This is a genomic window from Methylacidimicrobium cyclopophantes (assembly GCF_902143385.2).
Classification (GTDB): Bacteria; Verrucomicrobiota; Verrucomicrobiia; order Methylacidiphilales; family Methylacidiphilaceae; genus Methylacidimicrobium; species Methylacidimicrobium cyclopophantes.
The window spans coordinates 1-18,665 of sequence record NZ_CABFUZ020000116.1 but is presented as its reverse complement, the minus strand read 5'-3'; the positions used below and the strand labels follow the sequence as shown (position 1 = coordinate 18,665).

At 61.6% G+C, this 18,665-nt stretch carries 19 protein-coding genes and 1 pseudogene; 6 read left to right on the top strand and 14 right to left on the bottom strand.

Annotated elements, in window-relative coordinates; all coding sequences use genetic code 11:
- The 5 genes from FN369_RS05250 to pqqA all read right to left on the bottom strand — a co-directional run.
- On the bottom strand, positions 1-384 hold a 384-nt coding region (locus FN369_RS05250), incomplete at its 3' end, for a radical SAM protein (protein ID WP_142525143.1).
- Positions 385-675, bottom strand: coding sequence for a pyrroloquinoline quinone biosynthesis peptide chaperone PqqD (gene pqqD / locus FN369_RS05245; protein ID WP_142525142.1), 291 nt, complete (start codon positions 673-675; stop codon positions 385-387).
- Positions 665-1,417 carry a pyrroloquinoline-quinone synthase PqqC gene (gene pqqC, locus FN369_RS05240; RefSeq protein ID WP_142525141.1) on the bottom strand — a complete coding sequence of 251 codons (753 nt, stop codon included), beginning with the start codon at positions 1,415-1,417 and terminating at the stop codon, positions 665-667. The genes pqqD and pqqC overlap by 11 nt, the downstream gene beginning before the upstream one ends.
- The gene (gene pqqB / locus FN369_RS05235) at positions 1,414-2,328 is read right to left on the bottom strand and encodes a pyrroloquinoline quinone biosynthesis protein PqqB (protein WP_142525145.1); all 915 of its coding nucleotides are present in this window, start codon (positions 2,326-2,328) and stop codon (positions 1,414-1,416) included. The genes pqqC and pqqB overlap by 4 nt, the downstream gene beginning before the upstream one ends.
- 95 nt (positions 2,329-2,423) lie before the next feature.
- A complete protein-coding gene (gene pqqA, locus FN369_RS11655) occupies positions 2,424-2,504 on the bottom strand; it encodes a pyrroloquinoline quinone precursor peptide PqqA (protein ID WP_374728759.1) in 81 nt (26 codons plus the stop codon).
- Positions 2,505-2,840: 336 nt separating this feature from the next.
- Here pqqA and FN369_RS05225 point away from each other — a divergent pair, with 336 nt between their 5' ends.
- From FN369_RS05225 to mobB, 6 genes are read left to right on the top strand one after another with little or no spacing between them, the layout of a single operon-like run.
- A complete protein-coding gene (locus FN369_RS05225; RefSeq protein WP_142525139.1) occupies positions 2,841-3,320 on the top strand; it encodes an NADH-quinone oxidoreductase subunit NuoE family protein in 480 nt (159 codons plus the stop codon).
- Positions 3,317-4,879, top strand: coding sequence for a formate dehydrogenase beta subunit (locus tag FN369_RS05220; RefSeq protein ID WP_142525138.1), 1,563 nt, complete (start codon positions 3,317-3,319; stop codon positions 4,877-4,879). Before FN369_RS05225 ends, FN369_RS05220 begins: the two co-directional genes overlap by 4 nt.
- Before the next feature lie 46 nt (positions 4,880-4,925).
- The gene (gene fdhF, locus FN369_RS05215) at positions 4,926-7,811 is read left to right on the top strand and encodes a formate dehydrogenase subunit alpha (protein ID WP_142525144.1); all 2,886 of its coding nucleotides are present in this window, start codon (positions 4,926-4,928) and stop codon (positions 7,809-7,811) included.
- Between the two features lie 19 nt (positions 7,812-7,830).
- A complete protein-coding gene (locus tag FN369_RS05210) occupies positions 7,831-8,055 on the top strand; it encodes a formate dehydrogenase subunit delta (RefSeq protein WP_142525137.1) in 225 nt (74 codons plus the stop codon).
- 47 nt (positions 8,056-8,102) lie between these two features.
- Positions 8,103-8,762 carry a molybdenum cofactor guanylyltransferase MobA gene (gene mobA, locus FN369_RS05205; protein ID WP_142525136.1) on the top strand — a complete coding sequence of 220 codons (660 nt, stop codon included), beginning with the start codon at positions 8,103-8,105 and terminating at the stop codon, positions 8,760-8,762.
- Positions 8,759-10,525 (top strand): molybdopterin-guanine dinucleotide biosynthesis protein B, encoded by a 1,767-nt coding sequence (gene mobB, locus FN369_RS05200; protein WP_178087690.1) that lies wholly within the window; start codon positions 8,759-8,761, stop codon positions 10,523-10,525. Before mobA ends, mobB begins: the two co-directional genes overlap by 4 nt.
- A gap of 8 nt (positions 10,526-10,533) precedes the next feature.
- Here mobB and FN369_RS05195 read toward each other — a convergent pair whose 3' ends face one another.
- The 9 genes and pseudogenes from FN369_RS05195 to FN369_RS05155 all read right to left on the bottom strand — a co-directional run.
- Complete coding sequence (locus FN369_RS05195) at positions 10,534-11,439, bottom strand: alpha/beta hydrolase (RefSeq protein WP_142525134.1); 906 nt, start codon at positions 11,437-11,439, stop codon at positions 10,534-10,536.
- Between the two features lie 228 nt (positions 11,440-11,667).
- Entirely contained in the window at positions 11,668-12,117 is a 450-nt protein-coding gene (accB, locus tag FN369_RS05190; protein ID WP_142525133.1) for an acetyl-CoA carboxylase biotin carboxyl carrier protein, read from the bottom strand.
- Positions 12,090-13,022, bottom strand: a complete 933-nt coding sequence (locus tag FN369_RS05185; RefSeq protein WP_142525132.1) for a DNA polymerase III delta subunit-related protein — start codon at positions 13,020-13,022, stop codon at positions 12,090-12,092. Before FN369_RS05185 ends, accB begins: the two co-directional genes overlap by 28 nt.
- Positions 13,006-13,656, bottom strand: a complete 651-nt coding sequence (tmk, locus tag FN369_RS05180; RefSeq protein ID WP_142525131.1) for a dTMP kinase — start codon at positions 13,654-13,656, stop codon at positions 13,006-13,008. The genes FN369_RS05185 and tmk overlap by 17 nt, the downstream gene beginning before the upstream one ends.
- The gene (gene cysS / locus FN369_RS05175; RefSeq protein WP_142525130.1) at positions 13,653-15,113 is read right to left on the bottom strand and encodes a cysteine--tRNA ligase; all 1,461 of its coding nucleotides are present in this window, start codon (positions 15,111-15,113) and stop codon (positions 13,653-13,655) included. The genes tmk and cysS overlap by 4 nt, the downstream gene beginning before the upstream one ends.
- The gene (locus FN369_RS05170; RefSeq protein WP_178087689.1) at positions 15,110-16,570 is read right to left on the bottom strand and encodes a dihydrolipoyl dehydrogenase family protein; all 1,461 of its coding nucleotides are present in this window, start codon (positions 16,568-16,570) and stop codon (positions 15,110-15,112) included. Before FN369_RS05170 ends, cysS begins: the two co-directional genes overlap by 4 nt.
- A gap of 84 nt (positions 16,571-16,654) precedes the next feature.
- Positions 16,655-17,347, bottom strand: a complete 693-nt coding sequence (locus FN369_RS05165) for an HAD family hydrolase (RefSeq protein ID WP_142525128.1) — start codon at positions 17,345-17,347, stop codon at positions 16,655-16,657.
- Positions 17,348-17,374: 27 nt separating this feature from the next.
- A complete protein-coding gene (locus FN369_RS05160) occupies positions 17,375-18,151 on the bottom strand; it encodes an enoyl-ACP reductase FabI (RefSeq protein ID WP_142525127.1) in 777 nt (258 codons plus the stop codon).
- 305 nt (positions 18,152-18,456) lie between these two features.
- Positions 18,457-18,665, bottom strand: a pseudogene (locus FN369_RS05155) (MBL fold metallo-hydrolase); the annotation flags it as partial.

Genomic DNA, 18,665 nt, shown 5'->3' with positions numbered 1-18,665 from the left:
CAAACCCGCCTCTTTGAGGCGCTTTGCGAGCTCCGGGGTCAACAAGGTGCCTCCCGTGCTGAGATTCGTATAGAGGCCGAGCCGGTGGGCCATCCCGATCAGTTCGGGCAGATCTTTTCGCAAAAGCGGCTCGCCGCCGGAGAAATTGGCTTGGACGATCCCCAGTCCGGCGGCCTCCTCCAAGACACGAAGCCACTCCTTCGTTCCCAGCTCGTCATGGAGGGCGCGGGCAAAGGCGAGCGGGTTGCTGCAGTAGGGACATTGCAGCGGACAGCGAAAGGTGACTTCGCAAAGAAGGGAGAAGGGATAGCCCAGATCCAATGTCTTGGTTTGCTCTCCGACAACCCCTTCCGTCTCGGCCGAAGCCGCTCTCGTCGATGGCATTTACTCCTCCGTGGCATTCGGGAACACGACCAGACCGCGCTCGATCAGCTTATCCAAAAGTTCCCACACGTCTGCTTCGAGCGCAACGGCCTCCGCTCCGTAGCGACCGGCCAATTCGGAGACGATCTCCGAGACCGAACGGCGGCCGTCGCAAAGGGAAAGGATCGCCTCCGCCGAGGGATTGAGGATCAGAACCCCCTCGGGGTAAAGAAGAAGCGGTTTTCCCCGAACGGCGTCCCATCGCAAGCGGACTTTCGCGGATAGGCGCGGGGCTCCTTTTTTATTTTCCATCCGAGGTAGGCATTTGGATGCGCAGGACATAGGCCATGTACATGGCGTCGAGCATGGACCAGAGTAATTCGCATTTGAAGCGGAGTGCGCTCATTGCTGCTTCCTGCGCCGCTCGGGTTTTGCATCGGTCGAGGACCAGCCGGAGGGTGAAGTGGACATCCTTCGGCGCTTGGGTAAGCCTCTTGCGAAAGTAGCGGAGCCCATCCTCCTTGATCCAGGGATAGAACTTTGGGAAAGCGTCGATTCGCGTCTGATGAATCGTGGGAGCAAAGAGCTCGGTAAGGGAGGAGGCCATGGCTTCGAGCCAGGAGTGGGTCCGGCAAAAGTTGACGTAGGCGTCGACCGCGAAGCGGACGCCGGGCAGAAGCCTCCGCTGCTCCAGAAGCTCTTGCCGGGAAAGGCCGACCGCCTCCCCGAGCAGGAGCCACCGTTCGATCCCGCCGGGATCGTCTTGGAAGCCGTCGTGGTCGTGGATGCGGCGGATCCATTCTCGACGCAACTCTCGATCCGGGCAGATCGACAGGATCGCCGCATCCTTGATCGGAATTTGGGACTGGTAGTAGAAGCGGTTGGCCACCCACCCGCGGATCTGTTCCTGGTCGCACTTCCCCTCGTTCATCAAGATGTGGAAGGGATGTCTGTCGTGATAGCTGCTCTCTCCGATCGCTCGCAACCTCTTCTCGAACTCGCTCGGCGGCAGCGGGGGCTCAGGATCCGGTTGAAAGGAAAAGGGTAGGCTCATGAATGGGGAGAATAGAGGGAGAGGAGCATTCCGTCATAGGCAATTCCTACCCCGGCTTCCTTTACCTCTTTTGCCGGAGGGGATCCCGGATCGAGGATGGGATTGGTGTTATTGATATGAACGTAGAGCTTTTGCGGGATCGGCAACTTTGCAAGCCACTCGAGCGTCCCGCCGGGGCCGGAAATGGGTAGGTGGCTGCCGAGAATCGATCTGCGTCGCTCCCGGCTCATCGGAGCGAGCTCCTCTTCGGACCAGAAGGTGCCGTCGACCAGGAGGCAGTCGGATCCCGCAACGAAATCGGCGAGTTCGGAGGAGATCTCCGGCAACCCCGGGGCGTAGACAACGCACCCGCCGCTTTTCTTCCCCGTGACTCGAAGAGCGACGACGTGCCCGGATTCGCCGCTCGGAGCTTCGTAGGGAGCGGGTCCGGCACGGAGGGGAAGAGCTTCCAGGAGAAGGGATCCGACCTGGGCGGGATAGGAGAGTCGGTTGACCGGAAGGAAGTGACGAAGCACGGAGACGATCGGGAAGGAGGAGCCGAGGCTCTTCCAAACGGGATCGGTGCAGACGAGAGTGAGCTCCGTTCCTTCCCGAAGAAACAGGAGCCCTGTCGCGTGGTCGATTTGTCCGTCGGTCAACGCAACCGCCGCCAGAGGGGAGGCGCGCATCGCGCCTTCCGGCGGAGCGAGCTCCGCCTGCCGGGCGAACTGGGAACAGAGATCGGGAGAGGCGTTGACGAGCAGCCAGGGCTCACCCGCTTCCCGAAGCGCAATCGAAGCCTGCGTATGGCGAAAGACGTTTTTCGAGAAGGGAAGGTCTCGCTCTTCCCGTGCTTGCGTACAATTTGGACAGCGACAATTCCACTGCGGGACTCCGCCGCCCGCCCCGGAACCGAGGACAAGGAGTCGCATGCGAGCAGAGACGATCCGCTGGAGACGCGGAATCGATAGAAAGAGAACAGGGTGAACCCGCAGGCTCACCCTGTTCTCGATTCTCTTGAGGCTCTCTATTTGCCCGCTACGTTGACGTAAGCGGTAACCTCCATGCAGAGGCTGATGTCCTCAAAATCCGGTTTGACCCACTTCATAATGCGTTTTGACTCCTCGTCTGGAAGCGCTCGTCTCCTCGATATACGCTTCCCAGGCCGCATTGTACGCTACGTATCCGATGGCCCCCGAGCAAGGAATTTCTGCGTCCCCGCGGCTTCATTTTGCCAATGATCTGCATTGGTCCGGCGAAGTTCCCTTTCGAGGAAGCGCCTTGCAGGGCCGCGCCTGGCGCCTCTTTGCGGAACTTTGTGAAAGATACCGGCTAAAGAAGCAAAATCCGCATTGCCGATGGCTTTGCGTATGGTACTAGTGTCGTTGCGGGGCGTCCCTAATGGAGAAAGCCGGGGATCGACTCGGCATCAAGCGGAGATGGAATGGAAAACGGGAAGGTGGATCGGAAGGACGAGTTGGAGACTATCTTGGACGGGTTCGCTCGACAAGCAAACGGGTTGATTCCCGCGTTTCACGCCATTCAGGAGCGCTTCGGCTACATCCCGAAAGAATGGCTCCCGGAGGTCGCTCGCGCATTCAATCTCTCTCAGGCCGATGTCTATGGCGTCCTCACCTTTTATCACGACTTTCGGCTGCAACCGGTCGGACGGCATGTGGTCTCGGTCTGTCGTGCGGAAGCCTGTCAAGCCAACGGGTCGGCGGCTCTGATCGATCGGCTCCGTCGAAAATTGGGTGTCGATTTCGGCGAGACGACGGCGAACAACGAGGTGACGCTTCTTCCGACCTACTGCTTCGGCAATTGCGCCTGCGGACCCTCGATGGCGATCGACGGAAAGCTCTACGGCCGAGTAAACGCGGAAAGAGCGGAACGGCTGCTCCGCGGAATGGGAGTCTTGGAATGAAGGTCTATGTTCCTCGCGATTTCTCGGCATGCGCCTTGGGAGCCGACGAGGTCGCGCGCGCGATTGGGAGGGAAGCGGAGAGGAGGGGGATTTCCCTCGAGTTGGTCCGGAATGGATCTCGGGGGCTCTATTGGCTCGAACCGCTCGTAGAAGTGGAGCGGAATGGCAAGAGGATCGCCTACGGGCCGGTAGGCGAGGAGGAGGTGGCGGGGCTTTTTGATGGCGGTTTCTTGGAAGGGAAGGAGCATCCGGCGCGCCAAGGCGATCCGGAGGAGATCCCTTATCTGCGTCGGCAGAAGCGGCTGGTCTTCCGCCGGGTCGGGAAAAACGATCCTCTCTCCCTGGATCAGTACCGGAGGGATGGCGGGTTTGCGGGCTTGACACGGGCCTTGACGCTCTCTCCGCAACAGATCGTCGAGGAGGTGACCAAGTCGGGCTTGCGCGGAAGGGGCGGTGCCGGCTTCCCGACGGGAATCAAGTGGAAGACGACCCTGCAAGCCGATGCGGATCAGAAGTACATCGTCTGCAATGCGGACGAGGGAGACTCGGGAACCTTCTCCGATCGGATGGTGATCGAGGGCGATCCCTTTCTGTTGATCGAGGGGATGGCTATTGCCGGATTGGCGGTCGGTGCGACCGAGGGCTACGTCTATCTCCGGTCGGAATACCCTCTGGCTCGCAAGATCTTCGAAGAAGCTCTGGAAAGAGCGCGGGCGGGCGGATATCTGGGCAAGGATATCCTGGGGAGCGGGAAGGCTTTCTCCTTGAATCTGTACATCGGGGCGGGAGCCTATGTCTGCGGAGAAGAGACCTCCCTGTTGGAGAGCCTGGAGGGGAAGAGGGGGATGATCCGTCCGAGACCCCCGTTGCCCGCCATCCATGGCCTCTGGCAGAAGCCGACCGTGGTCAACAACGTGATTACCCTCGCCTCGGTTCCCTCGATCCTGGCCGATGGCGCGGAAGCCTACGCACGACTCGGGGTGGGTCGGTCGAAGGGCACCTTGCCGGTGCAGCTCTCCGGAAATCTCAAAAGACCCGGTCTTGTGGAGGTGCCCTTTGGAATCACGCTGGAGGAGCTTCTCTTCGAGTACGGCGGCGGCACCGCGAGCGGCCGTCCGCTCAAGGCGATTCAGATCGGCGGCCCGCTCGGTCCCTATTTGCCACCATCGCTTTTTTCCGTAACTTTGGATTACGAAGAGCTCGCCAAGGTGCGGGGCATCGTCGGCCACGGTGGGATCGTGGCCTTCGACGACACGGTAAACCTAGGCGAAATGGCGCGGTATGCCATGGAATTCTGCGCTGGGGAGTCGTGTGGAAAGTGTACCCCGTGCCGAATCGGCTCGACGCGCGGCGTCGAGGTGATGGATCGGATCCTCTCGGGGAAAAGAGATGCGGGGACGTTGCAACTCTTAGTCGATCTCTGCGATGTCATGATCCACGCCTCGCTCTGCGGGCTGGGGGGCATGACTCCGTTTCCCGTATTGAGCGGATTACGCTTTTTTCCGGAGGATTTCGGATATACGAAGGCGGACGTGGGCCCGCTTGTCGAGAAGCTGTAGAAAGAAAGCGCGGTTGCAAGAAGAACGAGAGCCGGAGGAGCGGAATATGCTGATGGAGAAGTCGAAAGATTTAGGAACCCCGAGGCGGGGTTGGGAGAGAGGGCTCGAGGGCCGAAATGGCCGGCATCCGGAAAAACCGGTGCGCGAGGTCACCGTTTCGATCGACGGGAAAGAGGTCAGCGTCCCCGAGGGGACCTCAGTCATGCGGGCGGCGGCCCTCGCCGGGGTTGGGGTTCCGAAGCTCTGCGCGACCGATACGCTCGAACCGTTTGGATCGTGTCGGCTCTGCCTGGTCGAAATCGAGGGGAAGAGGGGCTTTCCCGCCTCTTGCACTACCATCGTCGAGCCGGGAATGAAGGTGAAGACCTTCTCGGAGCGGTTGGCCGGCCTCCGACGGGGGGTGATGGAGCTCTATATCTCCGACCATCCGCTCGACTGTCTCACTTGTCCAGCGGACGGCGATTGCGAGCTTCAGGACATGGCGGGCGACGTCGGGTTGCGCGAGGTCCGCTACGGATATGCGGGAAAGAACCACCTGGAGGCCGAAAAGGACACGAGCAACCCCTATTTCACGTTCGACCCCGCCAAATGCATCGTCTGCTCCCGGTGTGTGCGGGCTTGTGACGAAATCCAGGGAACCTTCGCCCTGACCGTCGAAGGCCGTGGGTTCGATTCACTGATCCAACCCGGGCCCACGGGAGAGTTTCTGAGCTCGGAGTGCGTCTCCTGCGGTGCCTGCGTGCTCGCTTGTCCGACTTCCGCCCTGATGGAGAAGGCCGTCATCGACCTCGGGCTGCCGAGCGAATCGACCGATACGACCTGCGCCTACTGCGGGGTCGGTTGCTCCTTTCATGCCGAAACCAAGGGGACGACCGTCGTGCGGATGACCCCCAATAAGGAGAGTCTGTCGAACCATGGTCACTCTTGCGTCAAGGGGCGGTTTGCCTGGTCGTACGCCTCCTCGCGGGATCGGGTTACCAAGCCGATGGTGCGGAGGAGCATCGAAGAGCCTTGGCAGGAAGTGAGCTGGCAGGAGGCGATTCAACATGTGGCCTCTGAATTTCTTCGGATTCGTGATCAGTATGGCCGCTATTCGATCGGGGCGGTGAGCTCCTCCCGTTGCACCAACGAAGAGGATTACATCGTCCAGAAGCTGGTGCGAGCGGTCTTCCGGAACAACAACATCGATACCTGCGCACGGGTCTGCCACTCTCCGACCGGCTATGGGCTCAAGAAGGCTTTCGGAGAATCGGCCGGGACCAATCCGTTCGACTCGGTCGATCAGGCCAACCTCATCTTCGTGGTGGGAGCCAATCCGACCGACGGACATCCCGTCTTCGGCTCGCGCATGAAGCAGCGGTTGCGGGCGGGCGCCAAGCTGATCGTTGCTGATCCCCGGCGGATCGATCTGGTTCGGACTCCCCATATCGAGGCGCAGATCCACTTGCCGCTCCGGCCCGGCACCAATGTGGCGCTCCTCAACGCCATCGCCCATGCAATCCTCGAGGAGAAGCTCGAAGATAGGGCCTACATCGAATCTCGCTGCGATCTTGCGGCTTTCGAACAGTGGTGCGAGTTCATCCGGAGGCCGGAAAATTCTCCGGAGGCGATGGCTCCGGTCACGGGTGTGCCGGCGGAGACGATTCGGAGAGCGGCGCGGCTCTACGCGACGATCAAGCCTGCCGCCATCTACTACGGCCTGGGTGTGACGGAGCATTCGCAGGGCTCCACCGGGGTCATGTGCCTCGCCAATCTCGCGATGTTGACGGGCAATGTCGGCATCGAGGGCGGGGGAGTGAACCCGCTCCGGGGACAGAACAACGTCCAGGGCGCCTGCGACGTGGGATCGTTCCCCCATGAGTTGTCGGGCTACCGCCACGTCTCCGATGAAAAGACGAGGAGAAACTTCGAGCAGGCCTGGAATGTAGAGATCGACCCGGAACCCGGTTTCCGGATCACCAACATGCTGTCGGCGGCGACGATCGGGGAGTTCAAGGGGCTCTATATGCACGGGGAAGATCTCGTCCAATCCGACCCGGACGCATCCCACGTCATCGAAGGGCTGCGGAACATGGAGCTTGTCGTTCTCCACGACATCTTCCTCAATGAGAGCTCGCGTTATGCGCATGTCTTTCTCCCCGGCTGCTCCTTCCTCGAAAAGGATGGGACCTTCACCAACGCGGAGAGGCGAATCCAACTGGTGCGGCAGGTTATGCCTCCTCTCTGCGGCAAGCAAGAGTGGGAGGTGATCCAAGAGATCGCCCAGGCCATGGGCTATCCGATGCACTACCACCATGCTTCCGAGATCATGGACGAGATCGCCCGGCTCACTCCGACCTTTTCGGGAGTGAGCTTCGAGAAGCTCGCCCGGCTCGGCTCCGTCCAGTGGCCGTGTAACGAGCGCGCCCCCGAGGGGACTCCGGTGATGCACCGGGAGCAATTCGTCCGTGGCAAGGGGTTCTTTGCCTTGACTGGCTACGTGCCGACAAAGGAAAAGGTTTCCGAGCGCTTTCCGCTGCTGCTGACCACGGGTCGGATCCTCTTCCACTACAACGTGGGGACACAGACCCGCCGGACACCGAATTCCACTTGGAGCAAAGAGGATCTGCTGGAGATCCATCCCAGCGACGCCGAGGAGCGCGGGATTCGGGATGGAGACAAGACGGAGCTGCGGAGCCGGAAGGGAAGCGCCATCATGCGGTGCGTCGTGACCGAGCGGGTTGCGCCGGGAACGGTCTACGCTACCTTCCATTTCCCGGAAAATCGGACGAATGTGCTCACGACGGAGAATTCCGACTGGGCGACCAACTGCCCGGAATATAAGGTGACGGCGGTGCAAGTGAGCCGTGTTTTCGAGCCGGTGAGGCACGAGGAGAGGGTGAACGGCAAAACGGCGAAAGGCCGTGGGGCGGTTCCCGTGGCCGGAGAGTGATCTCGCATCAGGAGAGAGGATGATCGAAGATCTCGTGCAGATGGCCAATCAGATTGGCGACTTCTTCCGCAGCTATCCCTCCCAGGCGGAGGCGGCGGCGGGAATCGCCGACCATCTGCGCCGATTCTGGTCGCCTTCGATGCGGGAAAAGCTCATCGACTATGCCCAGCGTGACGGAAGGGATCTCTCCGAACCGGTGCGGGCCGCCTTGGCTCTGCTGCAGGCTCCGGCCGAAAGATCGTAACGCATAGGGAAGCGATCTGCTCCGGCGGCACGCTCCGTCCGCCAGAGATGAAAGAGGCGACTGCGCTCTTCGTGCGGGAAGGGGAGGGGCCGGAGAGTGCCACTCGGATCGGGGGCATTCTCCTCTGCGGCGGTAGGGGTCGCCGTCTGGGAGGAGTCGACAAGGGGCTGCTCCGCTTGGAACGACGACCGCTTTTCCAGCATGTCGCAGAGCGCCTGCGACCGCAGGTGAGTTGGCTCGCCATCAGCGCCAATCGCAATGAGGAGGAGTATGCGGCTTTCGGTCTGCCGGTTCTTTCCGATCTCCGCTCCGACTTTGCCGGCCCGTTGGCCGGTGTCGAAGCGGCGTGGACTGCCTTGCCGTCAACTCTCTCCTTCCTGTTGACGGCTCCGGGAGACGCCCCGTTTTTGCCCGGCGACCTCGGCGAGCGCCTCTTCCGGGAGATGATCGTCCATCGGGCGAAGAGCGCCTACGCCCATGATGGAGAGAGAGGACAGTTTCTCTGCGCGCTCTTCGAGCGCGAATGCCAGGAGCGGCTCCGAAAATTCCTCGACCGGGGGGAGAGAAGGGTCGAGCTCTTTCTGAAAGAGTGCGAGGCGGTAGCCGTTGATTTTTCGGACCGAGCCGCCGATTTTTGGAACGTGAACATCCGGGACGATTGGAAAAGGATTTGCGGAAGAGCAGCAAAAGAGAGGAAAGAGCCGTGAGCGGTGGAAGGTCGATTCCGGTCGTAGCCTTCGTCGGAAGGAGCGGTGCGGGCAAGACCACTCTTCTCTGCTCGGTCGTGAGAATCCTTGCCGCACGAGGAATCCGTGTCGCCGCGATCAAACATGCCCATCATGGCTTCGAGATCGATCATCCCGGAAAAGACAGCATGCGTCTGCGGGAAGCCGGAGCGAATCCGGTCCTCGTCCTTTCTCCCACTCGGAAAGCATGGGTGGAAGAGGTCGCTCCGCCAGCGGAGCCCGACCTAACGGAGACTCTCTCCCTCTTCGACCGGAGTCGGATCGATCTTGTCTTGGTGGAGGGATTCCGGGGAGAGGGGGTACCGAAAATCGAGCTCTTTGCTCCAGAGTTGGGACCCAGGTTTTGTCAGGAAGATCCCGATCTTTTGGCCGTCGCCGCCGTAGGCGCTCTTCCCCCGTCGAATGGTCTGGTCACTTTCGATCGAAACGATGCCGAAGGAGTCGCCGACCTGATTCTTCGGACTTGCGGCCTTGCAGCTCCCTCCCCGGTGCCCCCTTCTCCTCCCGGGACGAAGGGCCGCCTCTCCTTGGCAGAGGCGAGGGCGATTCTCCGGGAGGAGTTGACTCCGGTTCGGCCGGAGGGGTGGGAAGAAGTGGTCCTTGCCGAGAGCGTCGGTCGCATCCTGGCGATCGATTTGGCCTCTCCGGTCGATCTTCCCACCGCACCGACGGCGGCGATGGACGGATACGCGGTACGAGCCGCTTCTCTGGGCGAACGGCCTCGGGAGTTTCGCGTAGCCGGAAGCGCCGCTGCGGGGGCCCCATTCTCGGGTGCCCTTTCCAAGGGGTGGTGCGTGCGCATCTTCACGGGTGCAATCTTACCGGAAGGGACCGACCTGGTGATCCCGCAGGAGGAAGTCTCCTTCGCGGGCGCGAATGTCCTTTTGCCGGGCGGTCGATCCGCGGGGGAAAACGTCCGTCTCCAAGGAGAGAATTTCCGGCAAGGGCAAAAACTTCTGGCCGCAGGAACGAAAATCGGCCCACGAACGCTGGCGCTGCTCGCTTCCATCGGAGGGAAACGTGTCCCGGTGCGATCCCGGCTGCGAGTCGGGCTTCTTTGCACGGGGAAGGAGCTCCGGGCCGTCGGAGAACCGCTGCGGCTCGGGGAGGTCTACGACAGCAATCGCGTCTTTCTCTCCGCGGGTCTCCTCGAGCTTGGGGTGGAACTGATCGACGCAGGAATCGTCGACGACGATCCAAAGCTTCTCGAAGAGAAGCTCGATCTTCTGGCGGAAGAGGCCGATCTGCTGGTGACCACCGGCGGGGTCTCCGTGGGTGAAGGAGATTACGTCGGGAAGCTCTTGAGCGAGCGGAGCGAGGTGGTCTTCCGGCAGATCGCCGTCAAGCCCGGACGGCCGTTTCTCTTCGCCCGTTGGGGCGGAAAACCCTTATTCGGTTTGCCCGGCACGCCCTCCGCGGTCTTCGTGCTCTTTTACGATCTGATTGGTCCGGCGATTCGCCGCTGCATGGGGGAAGCGGCCGGAACGGAAAGGACTCGGCTTCCCTCTCTCTCTGCGATTCGAAAGCGAGCGGGCCGAACGGAGTATTATGCCGGCCGCCTGGTGGCGGGGCCCGCGGGAGAGCCCGCATTCGCTCCGGTCAGCCTAGTAGATGGAGCCGGGCTGCTTCCGGCCGCTTGGGCGGATCTCTTGGCGCTGCTGCCCGAGGAATCGGAGCTCGTCGAGGCCGGAGAGCGGATCGAAGTCGTCTTTCTGCCGAGGTAGGGCGGTCACTATCGCCGCCCTGGATAAGAGGCGGCGAAGTCGAGGAAGTCGGCCACCACGCGGCGGAAATCGGGCCCAAAGGTTCGTTCCTCGTGAGAGGCATGGGGGATCACCCACCATCTCTTGGGCTCGGGGGCGGCTTCGTAGATCTTTTGCACCACGTTCACAGGCATTCTCCGGTCCTCCTCGGCGGCAAGGACGAGGATCGGCACATGGATTTTTTGGGCCGCCTCGACACAGTCGACCTTACCCGGATCCAAGGAGAAGCGGCGCTCGAGCTCCCAAGAGACGAGGTCGACCCAAGGAAAGGAGGGAAGGCCGAAAAAAAGTCGGGCATGGACCGCCATGGAGTTCCGCAAGTTGTCGAAGGGAGCGTCGGCGATCACCCCGCCGGCGCGGGGGTCTTCGGAGACGAATCGCAAGGCGGTCACCGCCCCGAGGGAGGTACCCCATACCAGAGGGGATGTGTAACCCTTGCTTCGCAGCAGGTCGGTCCAAGCCTTGAGATCGAGCGGCTCCTTCCATCCGAGGGTGGTCATGGTCTTTTCGCTCTTTCCGTGACCGCGTAGATCGATTGCCAGGACGGGGAAGCCAAGTTTGTGGCCCAAGACGATGTAGTTGATCTGGAATTCCTTGCTCGCCCCGAGGCCGTGGACGACGATGAGAGGGGGCTTGGAGGAGGCTCCTTCGGGAGGAACAAACCAAGCCGCAAGCCGGATCCCATCTTCGCTCGTCGTCGTCCAATCTTCGTAGGAGAGTCCAGCAAGAGCCGGCGTGATACTGAGGAAGCTGTGGGGAGGAACGGTAACCGCGACCCGCGCAAGGGAGGCCGCATACCACTCGATCCCGCCCACAAGCAGAGCGAAGAGAGCGATGACCGCAACTCCTGCAAGAAGGAACTTCCGTTTTCGCATGAATGAGATCAGAGAGCGATGACGGACGTTTCTTTCCGGAGGGGCAGCGACCGAGGGATTCCCCGGCTCCGTTTTATCGATCGCATCCCCCTCGAGCACAAGAAAGAGTCGCCTAAGGGGAACGGAAAGGCAAGTGGAGCGACTCCGGACGAGCGGATCGCCGTTCGGGCAACGGGCGAAGCCCAGGCTGGTGGGCTCCGGGAAAAAAACGCTTGCGCGAAACGTCGGCTACGGAAGGGGACGCACCCGGAAGAGCGGTCGATCGAAATCGACGGCCTTGCCGTTCTCGGCAAGGACTTCGGTGATGATGCCGCGCATCTCTGCCTTGATTTCGTTCATCACCTTCATCGCCTCGATGATGCAGACCACCGTGTTCTCCTGGACCTCCTGGCCGACGTCGACGTATGGGGCCGAGTCGGGAGAGGGAGAGCGGTAGAAGACCCCAACCATAGGGGAACGAATTTCGCGGAAAGTCTCGGACGGAGCGGCCGCCAGCTCTTTGGGCTTTTCCGGTGCGACGATCGAGGTCGGAGAGGCATAGACCAGGTGCGGATGGGTGGCGACTGGAGGGGGCTCTTTCCGTAGACGTAAGCGGAAGCCTTCCCGCTCCAGCTCGATCTCCGACAGATTTCCCTTGGCCATCAACTCGATCAATTCGGCAATTTCTTTGGTTTCCATGAAGTGTCCTTCGCGTCGGATCCACTCGCACGCATCTTGAGCGACTCTTCGATCTCGAGGCAAGCTCTGGCGTAGGAGAGAGAGGGATCGAGGCCGCTGCGAAGATCCCGCAACAGCTCCTCGAGGATGCGGATCTTCCGGCCGGGAGACTCCGCCTCTTCGGAGCCCGTTTCGCGCACGCCGGCCTTCTTCGCATACTCCGCCTCTAGCTTGGCCAAAAGGCGTTCGCGACGAAGGTCGACCGCCGCCTCGACGAGTGCGGCCCGCACCTCCTCGGGTTCCTCATCGTCGCCGTCGCTCCTGCCGGATTCGATCTCCTTTCGAATTTCAAGAAAGAAGGTTTCTAGAAGGGCCGCTCGCCGGAAGGCTCGTAGCAGAGGGGCTTCGCCCGAAGCGAACCATTCGGAGAAAAAGTGCGCTTCCCGCGGATCTTCCTCCGCTCGCATTTCCGGAGCGGCTCGGACCGGAAGCCGAATGCATCGGGAAGTGATCGTGGGAAGAAGCATCTGGGGCTGGGTGCTCGTGAGTAAGATCACCACATCATGCGGCGGCTCTTCCAGCGTTTTCAAGAAGGAGTTGGCCGCCTCGCCTCCCCCGAGGCACATTCTCTCGGCATCGCAGATCAGCGCCAGGCGAAAACGGCCGCGGTAGGGCTTCAGAGCGAGCAGTTCCATGAGTCGCCGCATCCGTTCGATGGAAAGGCGGCGCAGCCGGGATTCGGCCCGGGCTAGGTGGAAGTCGGGATGGATCTCGGGGCGAGGCCCCAGGAGGAGTTCGGCGATCCGCATCGCTAGCGCTTCGAGCTGGGCGGAGTCGGCTCCAAGAAGCAGATAGGCGTGCGCAAGGCGGTCAGAGGCCAATGCTTGTCGAAAACGCAGAAGGATGGTGTCAGAGTCCAAAGACATGACTCACGATTTCCCAAATCTCGGCGGCTACCTCTTCCGGCGATCGCTCCGCGTCGACGATTCTTACACGATCCGGTTCGAGTCGGGCCAACTCTCGATAGACGCTTCGGACCCGTTCGAAGAACTCCCGCGGTTCCGATTCGATCCGATCCTCTTTCGCGCTCTCCGGCCCGCGCCGGGCGATGCGCGCCGCTCCTTCGGGAGCCGAAATGTCGAGGACGAAGGTGAGTCCAGGAGCGAGGCCCGCGCAGGCCATCTCGTTCAGAGAGCGGAGCAGGGGTTGCGCAAAGCCGCGGCCTCCTCCCTGATAGGCGAGGGTCGAATCGCTGAATCGGTCCGAAAGAACCCACAAATTTTCGCGCAAGGCCGGCCCGATTGCTTGCCGAACGACCTGAGCACGGCTCGCTAAAAAAAGGAAAAGCTCGGATTCCGGGCAGATCGTCCACCCCGGGGATGCCTCCTTGAGCAGTTGCCGCAGCCGCTCTCCGAGCGGAGTGCCGCCCGGTTCCCGGACCGTCAGCACTGGCTGCCCTAGGGCGAGGAGGCGGGCTTCGAGCCTGCGGATCTGGGTCGATTTCCCGGCTCCTTCCGCTCCCTCGAAGGTGATGAATCGAACGGGCCTGGACCGCATCATCTCCTCCGGAGCTCTTGTCCCTCTGGGGTGTCTCGGACGGTCCATCCTTGCTCCTCGATCGCCTTCCGCAGAGAGTCGCTTTCTTTCCAGTCCCGCCGGCTCCGAGCCGCTGCTCTGCGAGCGAGAAGCTCCTGCACCCGCAGAGGAGGGGTTTCCCCCGCGAGGATGACGGCTTCCGCGTTTGGGTGCGCGGACGGCGGGCGAAGAGCCTCTATCGGACCGACCGTCCCCAGGCCGAGAACCGAATCGACGATTTCCCAGATCGAGGGCAGGTCCGGGAGAAGGGTGCCCAGATCCATAGCTCGGTTGGTCGCACGGAGGAAGTCGAAGAAACGTCCTACCGCGTCGGAGATGTTCAGATCATCCGCCAACGAAGCGCAAAAGGAAGCGAGGAAAGCTTCCCCCTCGGGAGCAGAGGCGGCGAAACGGGTGGGAGGAAGGCGACGCCACCGCGCCAACCAGTCGTCGATCCGGTCGACCGCAGCCTTGGCCGCGGCGAGTCCCTCCCATGTAAAGTTCAAGGTCTGTCGATAGTGGGAGGCCGTCAGCAGGAGGAAGCGGAGATGGCGGCCGGTGTATCCCTTGGCCAGAACGTCGGCAACCGAGTAGACGTTGCCGAGGGATTTGGACATCTTTTCCCCGTCCACGAGGACATGGCTGCAGTGGAGCCAAGTGCGGACAAACGCCTTCCCCGTGGCGCAGCAGCTTTGGGCAATCTCATTTTCATGATGGGGAAAGATCAGATCGGCGCCGCCGCAGTGGATGTCGAACTCTTGTCCGAGATAGTGCATGCTCATCGCAGAACATTCGATATGCCAGCCCGGCCGTCCCTTTCCCCAAGGGGAGGCCCAGCCGACTCCTCCATCCTCGGCTTTCCACGCCTTCCAGAGTGCAAAATCGCCGACGCTTTCCTTGACGTATTCATCTTGCGCGATGCGCGCCCCGGGCTGAAGCCCCCGGCGATCGAGATGGGCGAGCTTCCCGTAATCCGGGAAGGAGGCGATCCGGAAGTAGACTGAGCCATCTTCCCCGACGTAGGCATGCCCCTTGCGGATCAGATCTTCGATCAGAGCGATCATCAGTTCGATGTGATCGGTCGCCCGCGGTCGGCGGTCCGGGGGCAAAATCCGGAGAGTCTTCAGGTCTTCCTCGAAGAGCGCGATGTACTGGTTGGTGAACTCGCGGAGCGGAAGGGACGCCGCCTTCGCCGCAGCGATGGTTTTGTCGTCTACGTCGGTGTAGTTCATGACATGCTCGGGCTCGAAACCGAAAAGGACGAGCACACGGCGGAGCAGATCGACAAAGAGAAAGGTTCGAAAGTTTCCGATGTGGGCCCGTCCATAGACGGTCGGTCCGCAGGCATAGAGGCGAACCTTGGGGGATGCCATCGGGCGGAACTCCTCGACGCTTCGGGAAAGGGTGTTGAAAAGACGGAGAGGGGTCTGGCAGTGGGTCATGCGGTGGGCTCTCTCGATTCCGAATCCGGCGAAACGGGCGATCGAAAAGCGGCTACCCGCCGCGCAATCTCTTCGGCCGGATAGGTCAGGATCTCGGAAAGGGTGGGATGGTAATGGGGCAGTCGGGCCAAGTCGTCGGCCGTGGCATGAACGGAAAGAAGCGCGGTGAGCTCGTGGATGAGCTCGGAGGCTTCCGGACCGGCGATGCCGGCGCCGAGGAGCTCTCCACTCTCGGGATCGGCGAGTAACTTGACGAAACCGCGCGTCATGCCCTTGAGGAGAGCTTTGCCGTGATCGGCAAAGGGATAGCGAGCTACCAGGGTGGGTCGGCCGGCCTGGCGCGCCGCCGCCTCGGTGAGACCGAGTCTGGCGATTTCAGGCTCGGTGAAGACTACTTCCATCGTGAGCCGGTAGTCCATCTGGCGGAAAGGCGGGCCGACGCCCCTCGCTTGGCGAGCGGCATTTTCTCCGGCCACTTCACCCTGGAGAACGGCGATATGGACGACTTCTTCAATTCCCACGACATCTCCGGCGGCGAAGATGTGCGGCATGGTCGTCCGCATTTGGGAATCGACCACGGGGGCCCTTTGGCAGAGGTCGATTCCGGCAGCGGACAAGTGCAATCTCTCCAAGGCGGGAGTCCTGCCGGTCGCCAGGAAGATCTCCTCTGCCACGAGTTCCTGGATGGCGCCGTGTCGGACGAGGCGGATCCGTTTCTGCTCTCCGCTTCGGCCCGCGGAAACCAGCGAAGCGTTCGTGAAAAGCTCGATCCCTTCGTCCCGAAAGGCTTCTTCCAAGACGGCGGAAAGATCGGAATCGAATCGTTTCAACAGATGCGGTCCTCGCTGGATCATGGAGACGGCCACGCCCAATCTCGCGAAAAACTGCGCGTACTCGGTGGCGACGGGTCCCCCGCCGAGCACGATCAAGCTCTCCGGAAGTTCCGTCTTTTCGAGCACCGTGTCGCTATCCCAAAATCCGATCTCGGAGAGTTCCGGCAGGGGAGGATGGCTGATCCGGGAGCCTGTGGCGAGGACGAAGGTCTTGGCGCGCAAGAGGCTCTGTTGGCCATCGGGATAGGTCAGCGCGAGCTGGTGAGGATCGACGAAGGCGGCATGAGCGCGGATCAGCCGGAAGTCTCCATGGATGAGATCGTTTTGTCGATCGGCCGCAAATTCGGAGACGAGCCGGTGCGCTCGTGCCAGGATGGCGGAAAAGTCCGCTCGAATGGGTCGGGCCTCGAACCCGAACTCCTGAGCTTCTCGGATCGCCTGCCATCTCCGGCTCGACTCGAGAAGGGCCTTCGTCGGCATGCAGCCGGCCAAGATGCAGAGGCCGCCCAAGCGCTCGGCTCCCTCCACCAGAACGGTGTGGGCCCCCGAGGCCGCCGCGGTTCTGGCGGCCGCAAAGCCGGCGCTGCCTCCGCCGATCACGGCAACGTCAAAGAGCGGCTCCATCTCTGCCTCCCGTTCTTGTTTCACTCCGGTCCGGGACTATCGTCCGAGTGTCGCTTCTCTATCCGGTCTCAAAGCAGGAAGCGCTTACCAGCGGCCCTTCACGAGGGCGAGAACCGGTTCAAATTGCTCCAGATCCGGTAAAAGCATGGTGGGACGAAAGGCGGCGAGCTCGGAGAGAGAATAGCCTCCCGTGGCTACGGCGACAGAATATGCCCCAATCGCCTTCGCGCAAAGGATATCGTGGGGGGTATCGCCGATCAGGAAAAGCTGCCGGGGAGAAAGCGCCTCTCCCCACCGCTTCCGGACGAGCTGGAGTGCGCTGCGCGCCAGTTCGTTTCGGCAGTCCGACTGGTCGCCGAAGGTGCCGAACGAGAAAAAATGCCCCAAGCCGAAGTGTTCGAGCTTGATCTTGGCTCCACCCTCGAAGTTCCCCGTGAGGAGTCCTTGGCACCAGTCCGGCATCCGCTGGATCGTCGAAAGCAGTGGTTCCACCCCACGGTAGGTGGCTCCCGAGGAGCGGGAGATTTCCTCGGCCAAGTGCCGAAGGTAGCATTCCTTATAGCGGGTAACGTTTTCCTCCGACCAAGGGATGTTGAGCCGGGAGAAGATCTGCCGGACGATCAGGGAATCGGTCCGTCCCCGATAGTCGAGCTCTTGCAAGGGGATCTCTTCACCGTAGAGAGCCTGGGTGGCGAGCACGATGGCTCTTTCTCCCGCCCCTCCGCTATGAAGGAGCGTGCCGTCGATGTCCCAAAGAATGATCCGAAGGGGCGTCATCTTTTCCGGTCAACTGAGGTCGGGTGGCTACGCACCCAGAATCGAGTAGCCGCAATCGACGTAGAGGGTTTGCCCGGTGATGGCTCCCGCGCCCTCGGTTGCGAGGAAGAGGGCTGTGGCGCCGACTTCGGCAGGATCGACGGGCTTCCGTAAGGGCGCTTTGTCCTGATGGTGCTTGAGCATCTGGGTGAAGCCCGAGATCCCACGAGCGGCCAAGGTGTTGACCGGTCCTGGACTGAGCGCATTGACTCGGATCCCCAGGGGCCCCATCTCGTAGGCCAGGTACCGGACGGAAGCCTCCAGAGCCGCCTTGGCGGCTCCCATGATGTGGTAGTGGGGAGTGACCTTTTCCGAGCCGTAATAGGTGAGGGTGAGTAGGAGTCCGCCCCGGGACATCAGCGGCTTGGCGCGCCGGGCAATGGCAAGGAAGGAGTAGACGCTGATGTCGAAGGTGACCCGAAAGTCGTCGCGATCGACCTCGGAAAACTCATGCTCGAGAGCCTCTTTCGGCGCGAAGGCGATGCTGTGGAGGACGAGATCGACGGAGGGCGATCGCTCGGAGACTGCGGCAAAGAACTTTTCGATCTGCCCATCGTCGGCGACATCGCAGCAGAGGGCGTGCGCGGATTTCGGAAGCGACGCGGCGAGCTCTTCGACATTTTCGCGGAGCCGCTCGCCTTGGTAGCCGAGGATTAGCGAGGCACCCTCGGCACCCCACGCCTGAGCGATCCCCCATGCAAGGCTTCGCCTATTGGCAACTCCGAATATGAGGGCGGTTTTCCCTTCCAGCAGTCCCTTGTTCATGCTACCTCACAGAAGCCCGCGCTTCTCAAAAAGTCACGACCTTTTGTGGTCGTTCCGGTGGTTGCAGCCCGGCCGGAGAGGACCGATCCAAAGGGTAAATTCCGATCTTTCCGAAGAACAATTCTTTCCGAAGAACAATGAGAGGGAGCAGCCCAAGGGAGCGGAAATGGAGGCTGCGGGAGGAGCGAGGAATCGCCGAGGCTCCCGCGCTTTCCGAAAAGAGGCCGTTTCTTTGCGTGAGCGCCGACGTTCCAGCTCTTGTTTGCGGCCTCTGACTCCTCGGAAAGGCAATGAGGAGGGGGTGGTTACGAGCGTCCTTCTTGGAGGAAGGGATTGGCCTCTCGCTCGGCTCCAATGGTAGTCGAGCGGCCATGGCCCGGATAGACCTCGGTTTCCGGGGGAAGCGGAAGGAGATAGCGGCGAATGCCCTCGATCAGGTCTTTTCGGGAACCACCGGGAATGTCCCAGCGGCCCACGCCTCCCGCGAAGAGAATGTCCCCGCCGAAGAGGCGGG

Bases quoted from the DNA above. Each gene is read 5' to 3' on its own strand.
- accB (WP_142525133.1), bottom strand. From the start codon at position 12,117: ATGGAAACCAAAGAAATTGCCGAATTGATCGAGTTGATGGCCAAGGGA.
- pqqA (WP_374728759.1), bottom strand. From the start codon at position 2,504: ATGAAGTGGGTCAAACCGGATTTTGAGGACATCAGCCTCTGCATGGAG.
- tmk (WP_142525131.1), bottom strand. From the start codon at position 13,656: ATGATGCGGTCCAGGCCCGTTCGATTCATCACCTTCGAGGGAGCGGAA.
- cysS (WP_142525130.1), bottom strand. From the start codon at position 15,113: ATGACCCACTGCCAGACCCCTCTCCGTCTTTTCAACACCCTTTCCCGA.
- FN369_RS05185 (WP_142525132.1), bottom strand. From the start codon at position 13,022: ATGTCTTTGGACTCTGACACCATCCTTCTGCGTTTTCGACAAGCATTG.
- FN369_RS05195 (WP_142525134.1), bottom strand. From the start codon at position 11,439: ATGCGAAAACGGAAGTTCCTTCTTGCAGGAGTTGCGGTCATCGCTCTC.
- pqqD (WP_142525142.1), bottom strand. From the start codon at position 675: ATGGAAAATAAAAAAGGAGCCCCGCGCCTATCCGCGAAAGTCCGCTTG.
- pqqB (WP_142525145.1), bottom strand. From the start codon at position 2,328: ATGCGACTCCTTGTCCTCGGTTCCGGGGCGGGCGGCGGAGTCCCGCAG.
- fdhF (WP_142525144.1), top strand. From the start codon at position 4,926: ATGCTGATGGAGAAGTCGAAAGATTTAGGAACCCCGAGGCGGGGTTGG.
- pqqC (WP_142525141.1), bottom strand. From the start codon at position 1,417: ATGAGCCTACCCTTTTCCTTTCAACCGGATCCTGAGCCCCCGCTGCCG.
- FN369_RS05160 (WP_142525127.1), bottom strand. From the start codon at position 18,151: ATGAACAAGGGACTGCTGGAAGGGAAAACCGCCCTCATATTCGGAGTT.
- mobA (WP_142525136.1), top strand. From the start codon at position 8,103: ATGAAAGAGGCGACTGCGCTCTTCGTGCGGGAAGGGGAGGGGCCGGAG.
- FN369_RS05210 (WP_142525137.1), top strand. From the start codon at position 7,831: ATGATCGAAGATCTCGTGCAGATGGCCAATCAGATTGGCGACTTCTTC.
- FN369_RS05170 (WP_178087689.1), bottom strand. From the start codon at position 16,570: ATGGAGCCGCTCTTTGACGTTGCCGTGATCGGCGGAGGCAGCGCCGGC.
- FN369_RS05220 (WP_142525138.1), top strand. From the start codon at position 3,317: ATGAAGGTCTATGTTCCTCGCGATTTCTCGGCATGCGCCTTGGGAGCC.
- FN369_RS05225 (WP_142525139.1), top strand. From the start codon at position 2,841: ATGGAAAACGGGAAGGTGGATCGGAAGGACGAGTTGGAGACTATCTTG.
- FN369_RS05165 (WP_142525128.1), bottom strand. From the start codon at position 17,347: ATGACGCCCCTTCGGATCATTCTTTGGGACATCGACGGCACGCTCCTT.